Here is a 17836-nt window from a genome sequence, read left to right as displayed (position 1 = left end):
AAAAGAATGGAGTTCGTTGAACATCCGCGATGGCTTCCGCCTGTCCTCCAGGACAAACGGGCGATCCGGTTTCATGATCCCCATTCTTTTTTATGCCTCGATTTCTATTTTAACGGTTTACTCCGCTGCGCAAGCCTTCAGAAAATCCGGATTGAACAAATCCATGTCTTTCTCAGCATCATACACACATCGCCCTTCGCTGAAGGTTTTCAGAACCTGATAATCCTCGTCGATGATGATGAAGTCCGCATCCATGCCCGCTGCCAGCCGGCCTTTCTGAGGTGCGCCGTAGACCTGCGCTGGATTGCGCGAGCTCATTTTCACGATTTCCGTCAGCGGCAGATGCAGATTCTCCGCCAGATTGCGGATACCGCGGATCACCGGCAGCGTTGAACCGCACAACCTTCCGGTATCCGATAAACAATAACCCTTTTCATCAATATTCACATCGAACATGCCGGACAGATGATACCGGCCGATCGGCGCTCCCGCCATCGGCACATTGTCGGAAACCATCATGAACTTGTCAAACGGATTCTTTTTAACCCGCAGCATCAGTTCGATCATTTCATTCGCGACATGCAGACCATCGCAGATCAGCTCGTTGTAAACCTCGTCGTTAAGCAGACAGGCGCCCAGACCGCCCATCCGGCGATGATGAACCCCCGCCATGACGTTGGCAGTGTGCGTCGTGACCGTGATCCCCCATTGAAAAGATTCCAATGTCTCCTGATACATCGCGTTGCTGTGGGCAAAAGCACAGCGGACCCCCTGCGACGTCAGCAGCGCAATCGCTTCTTTTGCACCCGGGATTTCCGGTGCGATCGCAACCAGCTTCAGCATCCCCTGGGCGGTGTCGATCATCGCCTGGACATGTTCTAAATCAATATCCGGATGTCCGGTATCAATTCCTTTTTCCCCCACGCGGTTCAAATACGGACCTTCGCTGTGGATGCCGATCGGCTTTGCGCCGTCAATCGGTCCCTGCTCCACTTTGACTATCGCTTCGAACAAGCCGAAATCTGCCGTTGGCAGACACGCTGTGACCCCCTGGGATGCCAGTCCCTTCAAGTAACCACGGACCGTTGCTTCCGGATCAGCCTGATCGCCCATCAGGCCGTAGCCCATCGTTCCATGATTATGGGTATCAATAATTCCCGGTAAAATCCGGTGATTTCCGGCATCCACCGTGATCGCGACGCGCGCGGTCGGCGGCAGGATCTCCACAATCCGGCCTTCGTCAATATTCAAAATACCATCCACAATTCCCTGATCGGTGACAATCCGCTGTGATCGTACAAACATTAACGTCCCTCCTTCAGATCACGATAAGTGATCAATTCAATCTGATGTTCCTGCAGAAATGCCCTGACTCTCGGGCTGGTCGCCATTGCCAGATCCTTCATGCGGATCATCGTGTAGGTTGTTTCTTTCATCAAATCTTCTTCCACAAAACCGCAATGGCAGATAAAATAACCGATTTCATGGGATAACGAGGCTTCCAGCGATTTCAAGAATTCCTGTTCCACATCCGTTTTCAGCTGATCCTCGATTGGAAACGGCTTCGGCGTCCATGTGCAGGGAATCATGGAAACCTGGCCGCCGCTCATGACGTCTGTCGTCATCAAAATATCGTATTTCTCCGCGATCACCCGCGCCGCTTTCCGGGTGTTGGGCGTCGCCATCGAATGACCATGAAAGTATTCCGGCTTGCGGCCCATCAATTCAATAAACCGCTTGACCTGATTTTCAGTTTCCAGCAACGTTTGTTCATAGTCGTAAGGATCCTCTTCAAAGCACAGGCACATTCCCTGCCGGCCGGTGATTTTACCCTCGCGCATGCGCTGAACCGAAGGCACAAAATGACCATCTGGATTCACCAGCGAAGGAACCTCTGCCGGATCACTGACGGGCCGTCCCGCAACCAGGTTGATGTCGATGCCGACGCAGACTCCCTGGCGATCACGGATTTTCGCCGCAGCCCGGGCTGAGCTGGGCATGTTGACAAACAAGCCGGTATTGCGAATAATTCCCTGATCAATTCCTTTCAGAATTCCATCGGCGACGGAATCCGTTAAGCCATAGTCATCACTCTGAAACAATAATTTTCTCATTCCGCTTTCATCCTGCCTTTCAATTTTTCCAAAATCTGCTCCAATCGCGGGATATCCACATGGCAATCCTGATTGGAGCGTGTATGCCGGACAACGAACTGATGCTTCTCGATCGCGCCGGAAGCCAGCAGCATGCCGTTTTCGAAGAATCGCAAGCCGTTATCCGGATCCTCATATTCCTTGTTAATCCAATCTTCCTCCAGCAAGTCCGCGACGTCAACCCCTTTTCGATGAGCGCAGACGACTTTTTCCCCCTGCGCCAGACAATCCAGTAAAATGACCTCGGCGCGGGAAGGGCAGGCTTCTTTAAGCAGCTTCAGCCCTTCATAGGAATTGCAGCATTGATCGACCAGCACCAACGCTGTGGATGATTTCGGATCCCATTCCTGAATTAAGCGCAAGATCAGCGCCACGGAAGCACTGTTGCGATTGAAATTAACGCGGTTGCCGCGGCTGTGCAGCAGACTGACGCCAAACAAAGCCGCCAAACTCGCCGCCAAAACGGCAGCGACTTTCATCGCCGGGCTGAGCGAGCGCAGCGCATAAACCGCGCCTGCCGCCATCAGAAAACAGATCGCCCCAAGCCCCCATTCCAGCGCCAGGTTCCTGCCTTCCGCCTGCGTATTCTTCCGCGGATTCAGCGGATAATAACGGATCGGCAAATGGGCATGGGAAGGCGTGTCATAAGCGCAGGCGATCACGGTCTTTGCGTGCGCCAGATCGCCGATCACCAGATTGCATACATGCAAGATGCGGGAATGCCGGGTTTGAAATTCCGTCTTCCATCCCCTCTGCCTGCACTGCCGGCATACTTCCGCCAGAAATACCTCTTTTTGTTTACGCGTATACCGACGCGCCAGCGTTACGCCCGCCAGCATCATTTCCTCTTTCATGATCTCACCTCCGGAAGGAAAAACAGGCTATGAAGCTCAGTCCTTCATAGCCTAAACTCTGATTTTAGAAAATTCGGAAGAAGGCGCCGACCAGGGCGAACACGAAGATCCCCAGAATCAGCTGCGTCGGGCGTGCGCCCTTCTTGATCAGGCGAACCAGTGTAAATAACAGGATGACGCCGAGCAAGCCCGGGAAGATCGAATTCAATACATCGCCGATGACAACCGATGTTTGACCGACGTTCAACGTCCAGTTCAGCGGGACGCTGACCATCTGCGCCGTCATCGCGCCGACCATGATTAAACCCAGCACGGATGCCGCTTTGGTTAACGCGCCCATCAAGCCTGAAGAGAACACCATATCAATAAACGAAGTACCATAGACATAACCCCAGTTTACAAAGAAATACTTCACGATGGACTGTGTTACGCCGTAGAGCAGGATGAAGATCAAGGTACCCAAAATCGAACCTTCCGCGCACAGACCGATGCCGATCCCCGCGGCAATGATGCGCAGACAGTTGAAGAACAGACTGTCAAACATGCCGGCTGTCGGTCCCATCAGGGCCGCTTTGATGCTTTCAATCGTCTGGCCGTCGATCGAGTTCTTTTCTTTATGCTCTTTTTCCATCGCGTAGGCTAAGCCGGCGATGAAGCTGAACGGAACGGCGTGGGTATTAAAGAAGTTCTGATGCCGCAGGTACGCCTCCCGCTTGCCTTCCATATCATCTTTATAAATACTTTCAATCGCCGGAGCCATTGTGATCGTAAAACCATTCGCCTCCATTTTTACCATGTTGAAGCTGGTAAAAACCAGATGGGAACGGAAGAACATTGATTTTAAAACTTTCTTTTCTTCCGGCGTCAATACTTTCTTTTCCATTAGAAGAAATCCTCCTCATCTGTTTTCGCAGCGGAAGCCGCCATTGAATTCTTTAAATCAATACTGCGCTTTTCGCCCATGAACATCGTGATCGCGATCGCGGCGCCCAGGATTGCGATCGGCAAAGTCGCCATGCCCAAGTAAGCCACCATGACATAACCGACAAAGAAGAAGATGCCGACTTCATTGTTCCAGATCATCGACGTCAGAATTGCGAAGCCGACCGCCAACATCATCGACGTTGCAGCGCCCAAGCCTGTCATAACCCAGGCCGGCATGCTTGCCAGAAACGCATTCAATCCCTCAACGCCATAGGATACCGCAAAGAACAGGATAACGACGTTAATCAACGGCGTCAGGCAGGAAAAACCAATCGTCTGGAACGCGAATTTAGGCGGATTGCATTCTGCAGCCAGCTTTTCCCAATACGCCGCAAGAGAAGCCCAGATCGGCGTGAACATGCCAGCGATGGACGCCATGACCGTACCGATTGGCAAGGCAATCGCCAGACCCGCTTCGATATCGGCGCCAGTTAAAATAGTGTAAGCGACTGCGATGATGCTGGAGGTTGTCGCATCTGCCGGGATCGAGCCCCCGATGGCGGAAATTCCCATGAAAATGGATTCCAGGGATGCGCCCATGATGATGCCGGTCTTGAAATCACCCAAGATCAACCCCGCTAACGGAGCGACGACGATCGGCCGGTTAAGACATTGCCAGGACATGATGTAGGGATCTAAAATTGAGATGATATAATACGCTAAACAAATTTGTAAAGCTGCGGATACCATAATTTTCCTCCTCTTTTCCTAATGAACTTTCTTATAAACCCAAAACTTTGCTTAATTTTTCCGGATTGTCTTCCGGCGTGGTCTGGTACACAGTTTCGATGCCGAAGCTCAGCACTTTCTTGAAGTCTTCGACTTCTTCGTCGTAAGCATACAGATTGGATCCGTAGGTCCGACGGGCAAGATCCCCCTGTTTCGGTGCGATGCGGCCATAGTTGCCGACGTTGATCAGCGGAATGTCCTTCACTTCTTCCAAGATTTTGATCAGATCTTTCGGGTTGGAGATGATGACCAGAATTTTATGTCCTGCTGCGCGCGGATCCTTCAGCAGCGTGATCGAATCGGCAACTGAACGGATTGTGACCTTCGCGGTTGCCGGGGCGGCCATCATCAGACTCTGCTGGATGATCTTGTTGCCTGCCGCCTCATCATTGGCCACGACAATCCGGTCAACCCCAGTGTGCCGCGACCATTTGATCGCCACCTGTCCATGAATCAATCTTTCGTCCAAACGTACTAACTTAATCATTTCCTTTTCCTCCTTTCTTAGAAAAAATCCTCTTGTTCTTCTGTTAAATCCGGCAGCTGCACGACGCTCAGCATTGATCGGCTCTGTTCGACGATCTGTTCGATCTCCTCCACCGTGACCTCCGTTTTTGTTGAAAGCTCCAGAACACAGGCCAGATTCACGCCGCCGATCAGCGTAGTGTTGGGTTTCTGCAGATAGGTCATCATGACCTGATTCACGCTGCCGCCGATCAAGTCTGACATCAGAAGCACCTGATCCTCCGCGGAAACTCCGGCATAAAATGCGTCGAGTTTTTCCTGAACTGACGCTTGATCAACATAAGCGTCAAACACGGTGACATTGTCAGAAGCGCCCATCAAAATATCCAGAGAGCTTTTCATGCCGCTGGCAAAATGACCGTGCGATGACAAAAAGATTTTCAGCAATGCGATACCCCTTTCTTGTTGGATATTTCTTCAACGTCCCTACTATAACCTGTTTTTGTAAGCGTTACCACGTTCACTTTTTCCGAAAAAAAAGGGAAAACTTTCGTTTTTTCCCTTAGCCAAGTGAAATTGGCAAAGCCTTTAAACTTGCGCGGACGATCTCCGTTAATCCGGTTACACGGTGATTTTCAATCAACATCCACAAATTTTCATTATCTCTGAAGAAAGAAATTAAAAGATCGTTAACAAATCTTACGGCCTCCAAACTGCTGTCAAAATCAGCGCTGATCACAACGATATGCAAAATCGGCTGTTCATCAAATATTCTTTCCTGATTTAACTGATAAATTTCAAAAAATCCTTTGCTTACCCATTGTCGTTTTACAAACAAAATGCAAACTTTGTTCGCTACGCATGTTTTCTTAGTGTAATGAAGATCAGCATAGATCTTCTCGACGCTCTCCGCATCTTTTCCCATTTTATAGCTGATTAACTGTATAAAAGAGTCCATACTTTCATATTCAAAATCACGATAAATTGTAAATACGCCCAAGCGCAGATGATCAAGAGCGGACTGCAGCTGAACACCTGATAAAATAACCTGATTATAGATATCGTTCATCTGGCTTTGTGTCGGAATGCTGTTGACCATTAAGCACGGCCAGTCATATTTATACGAATAATAAGGATAACTTAAAATTGCCCAGTCGTAATCTTCGACTGGCAGTTTCCGCATTTCATAGAGTTCATAAACGTCCAGACAAGCAAAACAGGAACCAAACCGAGTCTGGATCATCTGCTTTAGAATTCCTGACGAAATATATCCGCCGCCATTGGAAACAATCGCCCGGATGGGCTTGAACGGATAAGGAATCATCAAGAGCAACGTATTGAGGTGGCCGGCAAATGTGATCAGATTATACAAGCTCAATTTACAATGATACTGAGTTTCGAACAAACGGGCAAGATTATGTGCCAGTTTCGACGCCAAAGGACAATCTTGAATGCGCGAATCCTCTGAATGCAGACTTTTTACGCTATGAAACGAAGCGTTGAAATCTTTTTGAACCAGCAAAGGAATTAATCCTGAACATAGAATCTGTTCTTCATTGGGAATTTGAGTCAGATCTACATTGTAGTCCTTTTTTACTGACTTGCAGAAGGCAGCATTCAGTTTTTGCGCTTCCTCAGCTAATTCAAAATAATTATCGGCGAGCTTGCAATCCAGCGGAATATCCGCCCAAAACACCAAGAGCAGCGCAAATGCCAGAATTTCATCTTCATTCACGTCAAAACCAGAAAACTGTCCGCATTTCAGAATTACTTCCTCAGCCACTCGATATTCCCGGAAACGTCGTATGTAATCCTGTTGTTTTCGGGATAAATGAATAGGACAGCCGGCCTGATAACGGGAAGCCATCAATAGCAAATAACGGGATAAGCGCTGCGTATTCCCATCCAAGATATGACAATCTGATTCTCTTAATGCTTTGAGGAAGATATGTCTGATTTCATATCGTTCCTCATCCTCGCGATCGAAAAAAGAGAGATAATCTGTATTCTTATACAAATTAACAGCTTCATGATAGTGATTTTCAAAAATACACAGCATTAACATCCGACGATCAAATTCGCTTCCGATGACCATCGGTCCTTCTTCGCTTCGTTTTTTCAAGCGTAAATTAAATTTATTCAATAAAAAATTAACTTCTTTCAATTCTTCCCGAATTGAGCTTTTCGTGAGGTAGAGTTCGTCAGCGATATCTTCAATAGTCAGATATCGTTTTTCTACAATAATCCGGCGCAAAATATCATTCGTCCTGTCATTTTGTGCCCGCGGAGTTCCGCCGATCGCTGAAAAATGAATTGCCAGCTGTATTTTTACCGGAGAAAACTTTTCTTCATCAAAAACTTTGAGAACGTAACCTTTTCCTTTCTTCGCGATCAAATCAGCGCCGCTGGCTTTAGCGAAGGCTTCGAGTTCAGCTATATCGTTCTTTATCGTTCGTTCTGTGACGCTGACTTTTTCCGCAAGTTCATAAGAGCGGATATAGTCGTCTTGCTGGGTCAGAATGTAGAATAACTGTAAGATTCGCTTCTTTTCATTCGCCATTCCTTGTCCTCCAACTTTCTTAGCTGGTTCAAAAAGTAGACTTTTTGAACCACGCAAATTCTAGTTAAAATAAGCCTTTTTTCTTTCATTTCCAATTATATTTCAAATGTCAGTTAAAGTCTACTTTTTCAGCCAAAGCGCAACTGGCTAAAAGATAAGGCTGCGGATTTATAATTATCTGAAAATGAGAGCTTTGAATTAATTAAAGATTGTTTCCCTGGCATCTCTTTGTCCAGTATCTCGCTTCAAAGATTCAATGACTAATCAATAAACTGAATTGTAAAGAGAAAAGTCTCCCCTGAAAAGACGCAAACTTGTTCAGTTTAAACTGCACAGGGTTTCTAACGTGCACCCTAATCGCGCGTTCTGACACAGAAGTCTATAACTTATCAGTCTGTCCGGATTTTCCAGACGCAGAGAAACAAATTCAATCCTTGAAATATTTCGAACTCATGATTTTTGTTTCTCTCTATGATATACGCATAAAATCAGAAAACAGCTCCGCAGGAAGACAAATTTATTTTAAGTAGTTCTTGTTTTAGGCTCTTTCAAAAATAGTGTTGGTGAGAGAAAAACCGAAACAAGAAAGACGCAGATGAGTTCCAGAAATGGGACTCATTTTTAATTGAGAAAATGGCAGGGAACTAAGGTGTTAGAAATAAGTAAAATGCGGGTCTTAAATTGAATGAAAGAACGATAACCGAAAGCCAGGCGCTTGATGACCTTAATCAGATTATTCGTACCTTCAATCATGCCATTAGAAAATGAGTAAGTCAAGGCGTTGATCACTGCCTCTTTCCGTTCCACTAAGGACTGAATGGCGGTATTCATGGGCTTGGAGATCAAAGGATCGGGATTCAGACAAGCTTGGAGGAAGGCGTCAGGATCTTTCCGGTTGAGCGCGGTAAGGAGACTCTGATAGAGCTCATAAGTCGCCTTGAGCTCGGGATCCAGTTCAACTAAGAAGTGGACAAGGTCAATTTCGCGCATCAGAGATGGAAAGCAAACCCATTTTTTGAAGTCCTGATCATTCAGGTCATCTTCAAATTTAAGAAGGAGTTTCCAATAGCGTTTGAGCTTATTGTAATGAGGCTTACTCTGATTCATGAAATTGACGCGGGTCTTATTGAGAGCGCGGCTGAGCAGCTGAACGATGTGGAAGCGGTCAAGAATGATCTTGGCGTGAGGGAAACAGTGGTGAACGACAGAGAAGTAAGGGGAATACATATCCATACAAACGGTTTTAACGGCTTCGCGGGCTTTCCTGGAATAGCTCATGAAATAGCGGATGAGAGCGGGCATTCTGCGATCAGGAAGGATATTGAGGATCTGACCGGATTCTGCGTTAAGAAAGAGAAAAGACATTGAAGCATCAACCCCTTTGACAGAGCGAAACTCGTCAAAACAGAGATGAGGGGGAAGAAAATTCCGCTGGACTTTAAAATCCTGATAGAGCTGTTGAAGAAGGGAATTCACCGTGGCATGAGAAACAGAGTGACGGAAAGCGATATCTTTTTCAGAAGTCTTCATCTTGGCGTCGAGGGCAATGGAGAGACGAGTGTTATTGGAAATGAAACAATGAGGGAGAACGATGGAAGTCGAAGCCGTAAAAGTATGGCCGCAATGTTTACAAAGGAAGCGTTGTTTTTTGAGGCGGAGATAAGCGGGGCGGCGGGAAACGGAAGGCAGGGTGATGAGGGAGGATTTCGTACCATGTTTGATGATAGCCGAGCCGGGGTTGGAGGACCCGCAGAGAGGACAGGAAGAGGGAGGGTCATAAGAAAGCGAGCCGGAAAAGACAAGGGAGTCAACACCACGAATCGACTGAGAAGAGACACAATCCTCAGAGAAATGAAGATGAGGGTCTTTTAAATTGAGAACAGATACGATAGAATGAGTAATGGACATAGTGAGATTTCCTTTCTATATTGTGTGGTAACTTTATTGTAACGGAAATTCTTACCTATGTCTCTTTTTTTATGCTCAAGAAAAAAAGGCGTTGGTTTCCACCAACACCAAAATTTATAGAACCTTGTTTTACTAAAAATGACTGATGAGAGAATATCCATCATGGAAAACAAAAAAACCCTCGATCAGGGTTATGGTCTTCAATGGAGCGAATGATGGGAATCGAACCCACGTAGTCAGCTTGGAAGGCTGAAGTTCTACCATTGAACTACATTCGCATAGTTAAGTGGTGTCCCGGAAAGGAATCGAACCTTCGACCCACTGATTAAAAGTCAGTTGCTCTACCGCCTGAGCTACCGGGACATAAACAATCCAAACTAAAAATTGGCTGGGGCACCTGGGGTCGAACCAGGGAAATGACAGAGTCAAAGTCTGTTGCCTTACCGCTTGGCTATGCCCCACTATCTTAAAAAAGAATGGTGGAGAGGGGCAGATTCGAACTGCCGAACCCGTTGGGAACTGATTTACAGTCAGCCGCGTTTAGCCACTTCGCTACCTCTCCAACTCCTGGTGCCGACTATAGGAATCGAACCTACAACCTACTGATTACAAATCAGTTGCTCTGCCAATTGAGCTAAGTCGGCAATAAAAAAATGGTGGAGGCTGAGGGGCTCGAACCCCCGACCCTCTGCTTGTAAGGCAGACGCTCTCCCAACTGAGCTAAGCCTCCATCTTTTTACTCGCTGATTACCAGCGCTTTAATAATATATCATAAGTTCCGAATCTCGTCAATAATAAAATCAGATTTTTTTACTGGGGTTTGATTGCAAAACTGAACACAATCTCCACAATTCCATGAAATCATTCTATGCTGGAAATATAATGAAGACTGCGTTACCGATACAATCCTGTTAATTACAACTGGACAAGCAATAGATGCAGCTTTGCTTTCTTTCGGAAATAAACTGGCCCATCTATTGTTAGATCATCCCTGCGCTTTGCCGCCTCTGCTCTTATTATTTTAACATAGCGCTAACCTGATAAACTATATCCCTTTATACTTCAGAACATAAAAAAAGATTCTCTTCTTAGAATAAGACACTGTTTAAGCAATAGTAACAATAGCTGGCTGCACAAAGACTAAAAGCATTATGCAGCCAGCTTCACTCTATTGAAAATTGTAATCAACACTGAACCAAGTAAAAACAAAAACGAATAAGTCTCTCAGCATGTGATCCAATTCTGAAAATCAATTTAATCTGAATCCCATTTTCTTTTTACCAAGGTTAAATCACGATTCTGGCACTTCCTCTGCCGGCTTATACGGCGTCATCCACGATTCACTGCGCTCAAGTAATTTCAGCTGAGCCTCTTCCGGCGTCATTTCCTGTTTGATTACACTTTCAGCGATTTCAATTAATCCGATCTCTGAGAGCATATCCCAGCCTCTGACGGATGGATCTTTTTCAAAGGCCACCATTGATTCTTCCTGAGATAATGAAAAAGCATGGCTGATCTGCCGCTGATTCTCATTCCTGAAACTCAAATAATACGGCACGATCTTATCGGACTCACCTTTTCCTTCTGCCTCTTCATTCTCCGGTGCCGGACGATTTTCCGGCCGATCAACCACGGTCACCGCCGGGATTTCATCGACCGTATCCATATACGCCTGTATTCCTGCTTCGCTGCGAATCAAACGCAGAACTTCATTCGCAGCGGACGGATATTTTGTTTCTTCAGATAACAAATACCCCTTCGTTTTCGCTAAGGGCGAAAGTGACTGTTCTTTCCAGGTAGGCATCGGTGAGAAATAAAAATCCTGCTGCTCAATATCCTCCTGTTGATTATAGTACATCCACGTTCCAACTAACGAAAATGGTGAAATAAGTTTTTCCAGATACACATCATACAACCACCCTCCCTCAAAAGCGCGGTCATTCTCTGACCGGTAAGGAAGAATGATTTCCTCCTCCTCACCTGGATTATCCGGCGTTTTCTTATTCTCATCCCCTTCCGATGAAGCCTCTTCTGACGGTGCTTCCGTATCAGGATCAGCCATCAACACGCCTGCCTCTTCTGTGTCCAGTTCCTCATCCGCAGCAGTTTCCGCCGCTTCCTCCCCGCTCGCTTCCTGAGGATTCAAATACCAGGGATATTCACCCATTGCCCTTAAAAATTTCAGTGTTTCTAAAAACTCATCCGTCTCCATTCCGGGACGGAGCGCCTCATAAGTTGCAAAAAAACGAAACTGATCAGCGCTGAAAAACACCATTGAAGCCCATAATTCAGAGAGAGCAAATGGGAAAACTGCGGTTACCGCCCGATCATGATAGATTCGCTCGATTCCTCCCCATTCCTCTGCCAGAGCCATTAACTCCTCAAAACTGTCAAACGCATCGACCAAGCCATCGCCATTTTCATCAGTACTATCATATCCCATTTCATTAAGCATCGTAACATTGGTAGAAAACACCAATCCGTAATAACTCATAGGCACATAGCGCAGACCTTCCAAATTTAGAAGCTCGCCAAACTGCTGTGGTACATGTTCCTGAATCATCACTTCCAGATCCGGCTGAACCGGCATAAAATTATTAAGAATCTGCGTTGCATCATTACTCCACAATAACGCAATATCCGTCTTATAGCCCAACCATGTCGCCGCATCGAAGTTCTGCACGACGATCGGCTCGATCACACCGGTCTGCTCGGGATGTTCTGCATCCCAAAGATTGATCAAAGCCTGACCATAAGCTTCGTTTTCCACCATCACTCTGATCCGGGCTCCGTCCTCTATTTGATAGCGCTGATTTTCTTCATCATAACAAACGATGCCATTTTCAGCAACACACGGTTTTTCTTTCGCACATCCCCCCAGCATAAGCATTACCCCCATGCTGATCAATAACAGTTTCCGCATTCATTTCACCTCAATGTCCAATTCAACCGCTATCATGGTAACAGACTTCCAACAGATTGACAAATTTATTTTCAGATTCCGATTTGCATTTTTCCTGAAAAAGCTGAAATTCTGTCAATCACTCGATTTTTCATGATAAAATGAATTAGGTCTTTAGTCACTTACAAAAGGAGTATTTCATGAGTTATCTATTAAAATTACAGAAAGCCCTGCAGCATCAGCGTCATTTACACGATTATCCATATAATTATACCCTTCCCGATCTTTTTGATAGTCTGGATTTAAAATGTCCTTCAAAATATAAATTACCCTCTGGCGAAATTTGCGTCAATCCTTATCAATTCTTTGATGAGTTGATCAATTCGCTTCGCAAGGATCATGCCGATCCCATTTGCCAACCTTATTATAAGAATCATTCAATCGCCAGCGTCGGCGCTCATGGGAATTGGATCCGGCAAAGCTGTGTGTATTCCTGCATGATCCGTACCTCCAGCAGCTGGGATCATGACCGCAGCGGATTTCTGGAAAGTGTAAATTTATATGGCCTGAAAGAAACCGGAACTTTTGTTAAAACGTTAGCTCTGCTTCCGTTATTAAAAAAAATGGGAGTCGATACGTTATACCTGCTTCCGATCAGTCAGTATTCGACCAAAAACAAAAAGGGAGATTTGGGCTCACCTTATGGCGTAAGTAATTTTTTCAAGTTAGATCCGAATTTAAAAGACCCCATGACCGGCGATGAATTGAGTGTCGAGGATGAATTCAAGGCGCTTGTGGAAGCTTGCCATTGCCAGGATATCAAAGTAATCATCGACTTGATCCCACGTACAAATTCAGTGAATTCCGATCTGATCGCCGAACATCCCGACTGGTTTTACTGGATTAACGTCGATCAATTAGACACTTACAAACCGCCGTTTGTTCCCGGCGTCGAACCTGGCAGTGTCGCTGATCCCAAATATCTGGAATTGATGTACGCCAGCAAAGAAGTTCTGGAGCATATCCGCAAATTCCAGCCGAATCCGCAAAGTCTGGATCCTGAAAAGTGGAAAACTGTCGTTGCGCGATGGAAAAAAGGAAAAGAAGAAATTCTGGATCTGGTTCAGGAAGTGTTTGGCATGACGGTCGCTCCGGCTTTCAGCGATTGCATCAATGATCCGCAGCCAGCCTGGAACGACATCACTTTTTTCCGCATGTATTTAGATCATCCGGCGTCCTCCGTTCCCTTCCTGCCGAAAACGGAGAACTTCAATCCCTATATTCTTTACGACGTCGCAAAGTCGAGTTTAAATCCCGGCAGCGTCATCAACGAGCCGTTATGGGATCTGTTAAGCCAGATCATCCCTTACTATCAGACGGAATTCGGAATTGACGGGGCACGGATTGACATGGGGCACGCGCTGCCGCTAAAGTTGGTAAAGCGAATCATTGACGCCGCCCGGGAAATCGATCCTCACTTCTGTTTTATCGCCGAGGAACTGGATACACAAAACGCGGCGGTTTCTTTGAAAAAGGGATATAATATGATTATCGGCGGAGGGTTCACTCAGGAAACGCGTCCCAAAGAAGATCAATTAAATGCTTTTGCTTACGGAGCTTCCGCTTTGCCCTGCCCGGTTTTTGCGGCAGGCGAAACGCACGATACGCCGCGGTTAAGCGCCCGCGAAGGGGGAAGACAGCTCTGCCGGATGTTAACTTTGCTTAATTTATTTATACCGAATTGTGTTCCGTTTATCAATTCAGGCCAAGAGGTTTACGAAGTCCAACCGATGAATACGGGATTGGATTGCCGGCCTGATGAACAAGACCAGCTGCCGGAAACAGACCCATTTTACCGCAAACTGGCGTTATTCGATCGTTATGCTTTCCATTATCTTGACGCGCAGCGGTGGCAGCTTCCGACGCTCCTGGAAGCGGCAACACAAATCCGACGGCGTTATCGCTCGGCGTTGACACGCAAGGCCGATCAATTCCCATTGATGTTTGAAGGGCCATGGATTCCGGCATTGGGCTTCGGCTATGCGCTTAAGCGTTCCATGATCCTGGTCATCGCTAATCATGATTTAGAAACGAGTCATCGGCATTGGATTCGTACCGGCAATCTGCCGGAGCGCTTCCAAAATGCCGTAAAGTCCGCAAAGGTCATCTTGAGTTCTGAAAATGAGAATTCCCGGATCGATCTGAATTTGGAGTTTGGCGAACAAGCGTTTTGCGCCGCTTTTCTGCCTGGGGAAGTTAAAATCGTGGAAATCACCTGTTGAATCTTTCTCCTGTTTTCTTTCACAGATCTTTGCCTAGAATCAATCACGACATCTCCCAAAGAACGGAATTCGGTAAGCATCATTCACCGGATTCCGCTTTTTATTGGAAAAAGACCGTTTTCATGTCTTAAAAAGCAAACAAAAGTAACATTCATCTACGGTCAGCTCGCTTTTGCGCCAACTTCAATCTTAGGATATTTGTCCTTTCATGCACCGCCTTTCACTTTTATTTGTATTTCCTGCGGCAGCGCATGCTATAATTAAAAAAATAAGGAGGCTTCTTCAACATGCAGAAATGTCTGGTTTTTGGATCGTTAAATCTCGATTATTTTTACTCCGTTGATCATATCTTAAATCCAAAAGAAACGCAGTCAGCCCGACAAATGCAGTGTTTCTGCGGCGGAAAGGGATTGAATCAGGCGGTTGCGCTCAGCCAGGGCGGCGCGTCAGTTTATTTTGCAGGCTGTCTGGGGCAGGCAAGCTCACTTTTAACGGACACGTTGGCGCATTATCATATTCATACCGATTTATTGCGCTTAGTTGACCAACCGGCCGGCCACGCGATAATCCAGGTAGATGATTCCGGCCAGAATGCCATTCTTGTCTATCCTGGAAGCAATTTTTCCATAACTTCAGCACAAATTGATGAAACGTTAGCTCATTTTCAAGCCGGCGATCTGCTTGTCATTCAAAATGAAATTAACCGGCTGGACGAGTTAATTCATAAAGCGCATGCTCAAGGCTTGACGATCGCGCTGAATCCTTCACCAACTCCGGCTGTTCCTGAATGGCTGCCATTAAATGAAGTGGACCTGTTATTCATCAATGAAGTTGAAGGGGCCTTCTTTTCCGGACAGAGTGAACCCGAAGCCATCCTGAACTACTTCGCTGAAACTTTCCCTGATGTGCAGATTATTCTAACCTTGGGGGAACAGGGAAGCTGTCTGCAAGCTGGGCGCAAACGATTGACTTTGCCTTGTTGTCCGGTTGAAGTTGTGGATACTGTCGGCGCCGGCGATACTTTTACAGGATTCTTTCTGGCGGCTAAACTTGCTGGTCACCAAGATCTCGATTGCCTTGCAATCGCTACGGCAGCCAGTGGCTGCGCAGTTATGAGAAAAGGTGCTTCGGCTTCGATTCCAACCTTATCTGAAGCACAAGGGATGCTGAACCGATACCGTGATTATTTATGGTCGAAAAAAACTGAAGTTGCTTTTTAACGGGTCAGCTGATTTCATTTCTTTTCAACAATACAGCTTCATATCATTTCCTGGGAAATGTCTACCTGTCGTATTCTCCCTCTGTTTAACCTGACTTCGCCGGCATTTCATCACAAAGTCAACCGGCTTGTTTTGCGCCCCATTCAATCATAATAAGAATTCATGAAAAAAATACCGCAAAAAAACGGGCTGTTCAAAGTTGAAATAAACTTTGAACGGTCCGTTTCTTTTACCTCGAAATTATATGGTTGTTTCCACTGCGTGTGAGCAGACTGCGCCGCAAATCCGCTCCTTCTATTTATTTTATTGAGCTGATGAGGCCGGTAAAGTTATTGCGCATCAAATGCATGCATCCAGTCGACGTGCCGATAATAATAGAAGAAAATAACTGAACTCATCAGCCAGGTCAGCGGATATGCCCAGAAAACAACTTGAATCGAATTGACCCAACGAACCATCAGCGTGATAAACGTTACCCGCGCCGCGCACCAGGTCAGCAGCATGACCAGCATCGGAACAGTCGATTTCCCAGCCCCGCGCAGGATTGCCGCCATACAATGAGAAAATGCCAGCAGGAAGAAAAACAAAGCGGACGTCCGCGCCCGATCCGTTCCATAGGCTATCACCTGCGGATCCCGATTAAAAGCAGCGATCAGCCACGGTGCTCCGATAAAAATCAAAATTCCAATGCCTTCGGCAATCGCCACTGAGCAAAGAATTCCAAACCGCGCCCCTTTGCGGGTTCGTTCAAGCTCGCGAGCTCCCAGATTCTGACCAACAAACGTCGTCAACGCCATCGTAAAGCTCGTGATCGGCAGGAAACCAAACCCTTCAATCTTTGAGAACGCGCCGCAGCCAGCCATTGCCATCTGCCCGAAAGCATTGATATTGGTCTGAACGACTACATTGGCAAATCCGATAATCGAATTCTGCAGCCCCGACGGCAAACCATATTGAATAATCAGTTTCAGCATCGGTTTGTCAAAATGAATTTTCTTTGGCTCGATACGATAAACGTCCTGCACCTTCAACAAACGTCTAAAGCAAAGCGCAGCGCTGACAAACTGCGATAGTATTGTCGCAAAGGCTGCCGAACCGACGCCCAGATGCATACCGGCGACAAACACCAGATCCAGAACAATATTGATCAGCGAGGAAATGACCAGATAGACTAACGGATGACGGCTATCTCCGGCCGCCTGCAGGATACCGACAAAAATATTATACATAATAAAGCCTAATGATCCGGCAAAATAGATTCGAAAATAAACTGCAGATAAGCCCAGCACCTCCGCCGGCGTTCCCATCCAGATCAGAATCTGCGGCGCCAGAATTACGCCAACGGCCGTCATCAACAGACTGGCGGCCAAACCGAAAGCCACTGTCGTATGCACCGCCAGCTGAACCTGTTCGCTATTGCGCGCTCCATAGTAACGGGCGATCACCACCCCAGCTCCAACAGCGATGCCGTTGAAGAAACCGACGAGCAGAAAGATCAGATTGCCTGACGAACTAACTGCCGCCAGCGCCTCACTGCCTAGAAAATTCCCGACGATCAGCGAATCGGCGGTGTTGTATAATTGCTGAAACAAATTACCGAAAAAAATCGGCAGCGCAAAGAATAAAATCTTCTTCCAGATCACACCTTCAGTCATTAAATTTTTAGAATTGGCTTGCGTCACTCCATTCCCCTCTTTCCCTTTTTAACCGATTTCCATCCGCGCGTAACGGTAAGTGCCTGCCCCTTTATCATACCAGCTGGACCGGACTATAAGTCAA

At 46.6% G+C, this 17836-nt stretch carries 13 protein-coding genes and 6 tRNA genes; 2 read left to right on the top strand and 17 right to left on the bottom strand.

Features of this window, described 5'->3' with window-relative positions:
* Positions 1 to 117: 117 nt before the first annotated feature.
* The 16 genes from BQ7364_RS10645 to BQ7364_RS10570 all read right to left on the bottom strand — a co-directional run bounded on the left by BQ7364_RS10645 (position 118) and on the right by BQ7364_RS10570 (position 12576).
* Entirely contained in the window at positions 118 to 1305 is a 1188-nt protein-coding gene (locus tag BQ7364_RS10645; protein ID WP_072684702.1) for an N-acetylglucosamine-6-phosphate deacetylase, read from the bottom strand.
* On the bottom strand, positions 1305 to 2114 hold the full coding sequence (locus BQ7364_RS10640) for a ChbG/HpnK family deacetylase (RefSeq protein ID WP_072684701.1): 810 nt from the start codon (positions 2112 to 2114) through the stop codon (positions 1305 to 1307). The genes BQ7364_RS10645 and BQ7364_RS10640 overlap by 1 nt, the downstream gene beginning before the upstream one ends.
* Complete coding sequence (locus tag BQ7364_RS10635) at positions 2111 to 3007, bottom strand: hypothetical protein (protein ID WP_072684700.1); 897 nt, start codon at positions 3005 to 3007, stop codon at positions 2111 to 2113. The genes BQ7364_RS10640 and BQ7364_RS10635 overlap by 4 nt, the downstream gene beginning before the upstream one ends.
* 64 nt (positions 3008 to 3071) lie before the next feature.
* Positions 3072 to 3890: a PTS system mannose/fructose/sorbose family transporter subunit IID gene (locus BQ7364_RS10630; RefSeq protein WP_006061015.1), complete on the bottom strand. Its 819-nt coding sequence runs from the start codon at positions 3888 to 3890 to the stop codon at positions 3072 to 3074.
* Entirely contained in the window at positions 3890 to 4681 is a 792-nt protein-coding gene (locus BQ7364_RS10625; protein ID WP_072684699.1) for a PTS mannose/fructose/sorbose/N-acetylgalactosamine transporter subunit IIC, read from the bottom strand. Before BQ7364_RS10625 ends, BQ7364_RS10630 begins: the two co-directional genes overlap by 1 nt.
* 31 nt (positions 4682 to 4712) lie before the next feature.
* The gene (locus tag BQ7364_RS10620; protein ID WP_072684698.1) at positions 4713 to 5207 is read right to left on the bottom strand and encodes a PTS sugar transporter subunit IIB; all 495 of its coding nucleotides are present in this window, start codon (positions 5205 to 5207) and stop codon (positions 4713 to 4715) included.
* Positions 5208 to 5224: 17 nt separating this feature from the next.
* Positions 5225 to 5632 (bottom strand): PTS sugar transporter subunit IIA, encoded by a 408-nt coding sequence (locus BQ7364_RS10615; protein WP_072684697.1) that lies wholly within the window; start codon positions 5630 to 5632, stop codon positions 5225 to 5227.
* A 115-nt stretch (positions 5633 to 5747) separates the two neighbouring features.
* Positions 5748 to 7745, bottom strand: coding sequence for a BglG family transcription antiterminator (locus tag BQ7364_RS10610; RefSeq protein ID WP_072684696.1), 1998 nt, complete (start codon positions 7743 to 7745; stop codon positions 5748 to 5750).
* A 621-nt stretch (positions 7746 to 8366) separates the two neighbouring features.
* Positions 8367 to 9653 carry an ISL3 family transposase gene (locus tag BQ7364_RS10605; protein WP_072683308.1) on the bottom strand — a complete coding sequence of 429 codons (1287 nt, stop codon included), beginning with the start codon at positions 9651 to 9653 and terminating at the stop codon, positions 8367 to 8369.
* Between the two features lie 204 nt (positions 9654 to 9857).
* Positions 9858 to 9931 (bottom strand) — tRNA-Gly (locus BQ7364_RS10600).
* A 9-nt stretch (positions 9932 to 9940) separates the two neighbouring features.
* Positions 9941 to 10016 (bottom strand) — tRNA-Lys (locus tag BQ7364_RS10595).
* A gap of 22 nt (positions 10017 to 10038) precedes the next feature.
* A tRNA-Gln gene (locus BQ7364_RS10590) sits at positions 10039 to 10114 on the bottom strand.
* Positions 10115 to 10130: 16 nt separating this feature from the next.
* Positions 10131 to 10215, bottom strand: a tRNA-Tyr gene (locus tag BQ7364_RS10585).
* A 6-nt stretch (positions 10216 to 10221) separates the two neighbouring features.
* Positions 10222 to 10297: transfer RNA gene (locus BQ7364_RS10580), tRNA-Thr, on the bottom strand.
* Positions 10298 to 10307: 10 nt separating this feature from the next.
* A tRNA-Val gene (locus tag BQ7364_RS10575) sits at positions 10308 to 10383 on the bottom strand.
* Positions 10384 to 10944: 561 nt separating this feature from the next.
* On the bottom strand, positions 10945 to 12576 hold the full coding sequence (locus tag BQ7364_RS10570) for a type 2 periplasmic-binding domain-containing protein (RefSeq protein WP_072684695.1): 1632 nt from the start codon (positions 12574 to 12576) through the stop codon (positions 10945 to 10947).
* Between the two features lie 179 nt (positions 12577 to 12755).
* On the opposite strand from BQ7364_RS10570, the gene BQ7364_RS10565 reads away from it, so the two are divergent.
* Entirely contained in the window at positions 12756 to 14837 is a 2082-nt protein-coding gene (locus BQ7364_RS10565) for an alpha-amylase family protein (RefSeq protein ID WP_072684694.1), read from the top strand.
* 287 nt (positions 14838 to 15124) lie between these two features.
* A complete protein-coding gene (locus BQ7364_RS10560) occupies positions 15125 to 16057 on the top strand; it encodes a ribokinase (RefSeq protein WP_072684693.1) in 933 nt (310 codons plus the stop codon).
* A gap of 329 nt (positions 16058 to 16386) precedes the next feature.
* On the opposite strand, the gene BQ7364_RS10555 is transcribed toward BQ7364_RS10560, so the two are convergent.
* Complete coding sequence (locus BQ7364_RS10555) at positions 16387 to 17712, bottom strand: MATE family efflux transporter (RefSeq protein ID WP_072685051.1); 1326 nt, start codon at positions 17710 to 17712, stop codon at positions 16387 to 16389.
* Positions 17713 to 17836 lie beyond the last annotated feature (124 nt).

The sequence above is a fragment of the Holdemania sp. Marseille-P2844 genome (assembly GCF_900120005.1).
GTDB lineage: Bacteria > Bacillota_I > Bacilli_A > Erysipelotrichales > Erysipelotrichaceae > Holdemania.
The sequence above is the reverse complement of the archived record's forward strand: the minus strand, read 5'-3'. Positions and strand labels throughout refer to the sequence as shown.

Bases quoted from the DNA above. Each gene is read 5' to 3' on its own strand.
- BQ7364_RS10645 (WP_072684702.1), bottom strand. From the start codon at position 1,305: ATGTTTGTACGATCACAGCGGATTGTCACCGATCAGGGAATTGTGGAT.
- BQ7364_RS10640 (WP_072684701.1), bottom strand. From the start codon at position 2,114: ATGAGAAAATTATTGTTTCAGAGTGATGACTATGGCTTAACGGATTCC.
- BQ7364_RS10635 (WP_072684700.1), bottom strand. From the start codon at position 3,007: ATGAAAGAGGAAATGATGCTGGCGGGCGTAACGCTGGCGCGTCGGTAT.
- BQ7364_RS10630 (WP_006061015.1), bottom strand. From the start codon at position 3,890: ATGGAAAAGAAAGTATTGACGCCGGAAGAAAAGAAAGTTTTAAAATCA.
- BQ7364_RS10625 (WP_072684699.1), bottom strand. From the start codon at position 4,681: ATGGTATCCGCAGCTTTACAAATTTGTTTAGCGTATTATATCATCTCA.
- BQ7364_RS10620 (WP_072684698.1), bottom strand. From the start codon at position 5,207: ATGATTAAGTTAGTACGTTTGGACGAAAGATTGATTCATGGACAGGTG.
- BQ7364_RS10610 (WP_072684696.1), bottom strand. From the start codon at position 7,745: ATGGCGAATGAAAAGAAGCGAATCTTACAGTTATTCTACATTCTGACC.
- BQ7364_RS10605 (WP_072683308.1), bottom strand. From the start codon at position 9,653: ATGTCCATTACTCATTCTATCGTATCTGTTCTCAATTTAAAAGACCCT.
- BQ7364_RS10570 (WP_072684695.1), bottom strand. From the start codon at position 12,576: ATGCGGAAACTGTTATTGATCAGCATGGGGGTAATGCTTATGCTGGGG.
- BQ7364_RS10565 (WP_072684694.1), top strand. From the start codon at position 12,756: ATGAGTTATCTATTAAAATTACAGAAAGCCCTGCAGCATCAGCGTCAT.
- BQ7364_RS10560 (WP_072684693.1), top strand. From the start codon at position 15,125: ATGCAGAAATGTCTGGTTTTTGGATCGTTAAATCTCGATTATTTTTAC.
- BQ7364_RS10555 (WP_072685051.1), bottom strand. From the start codon at position 17,712: ATGACTGAAGGTGTGATCTGGAAGAAGATTTTATTCTTTGCGCTGCCG.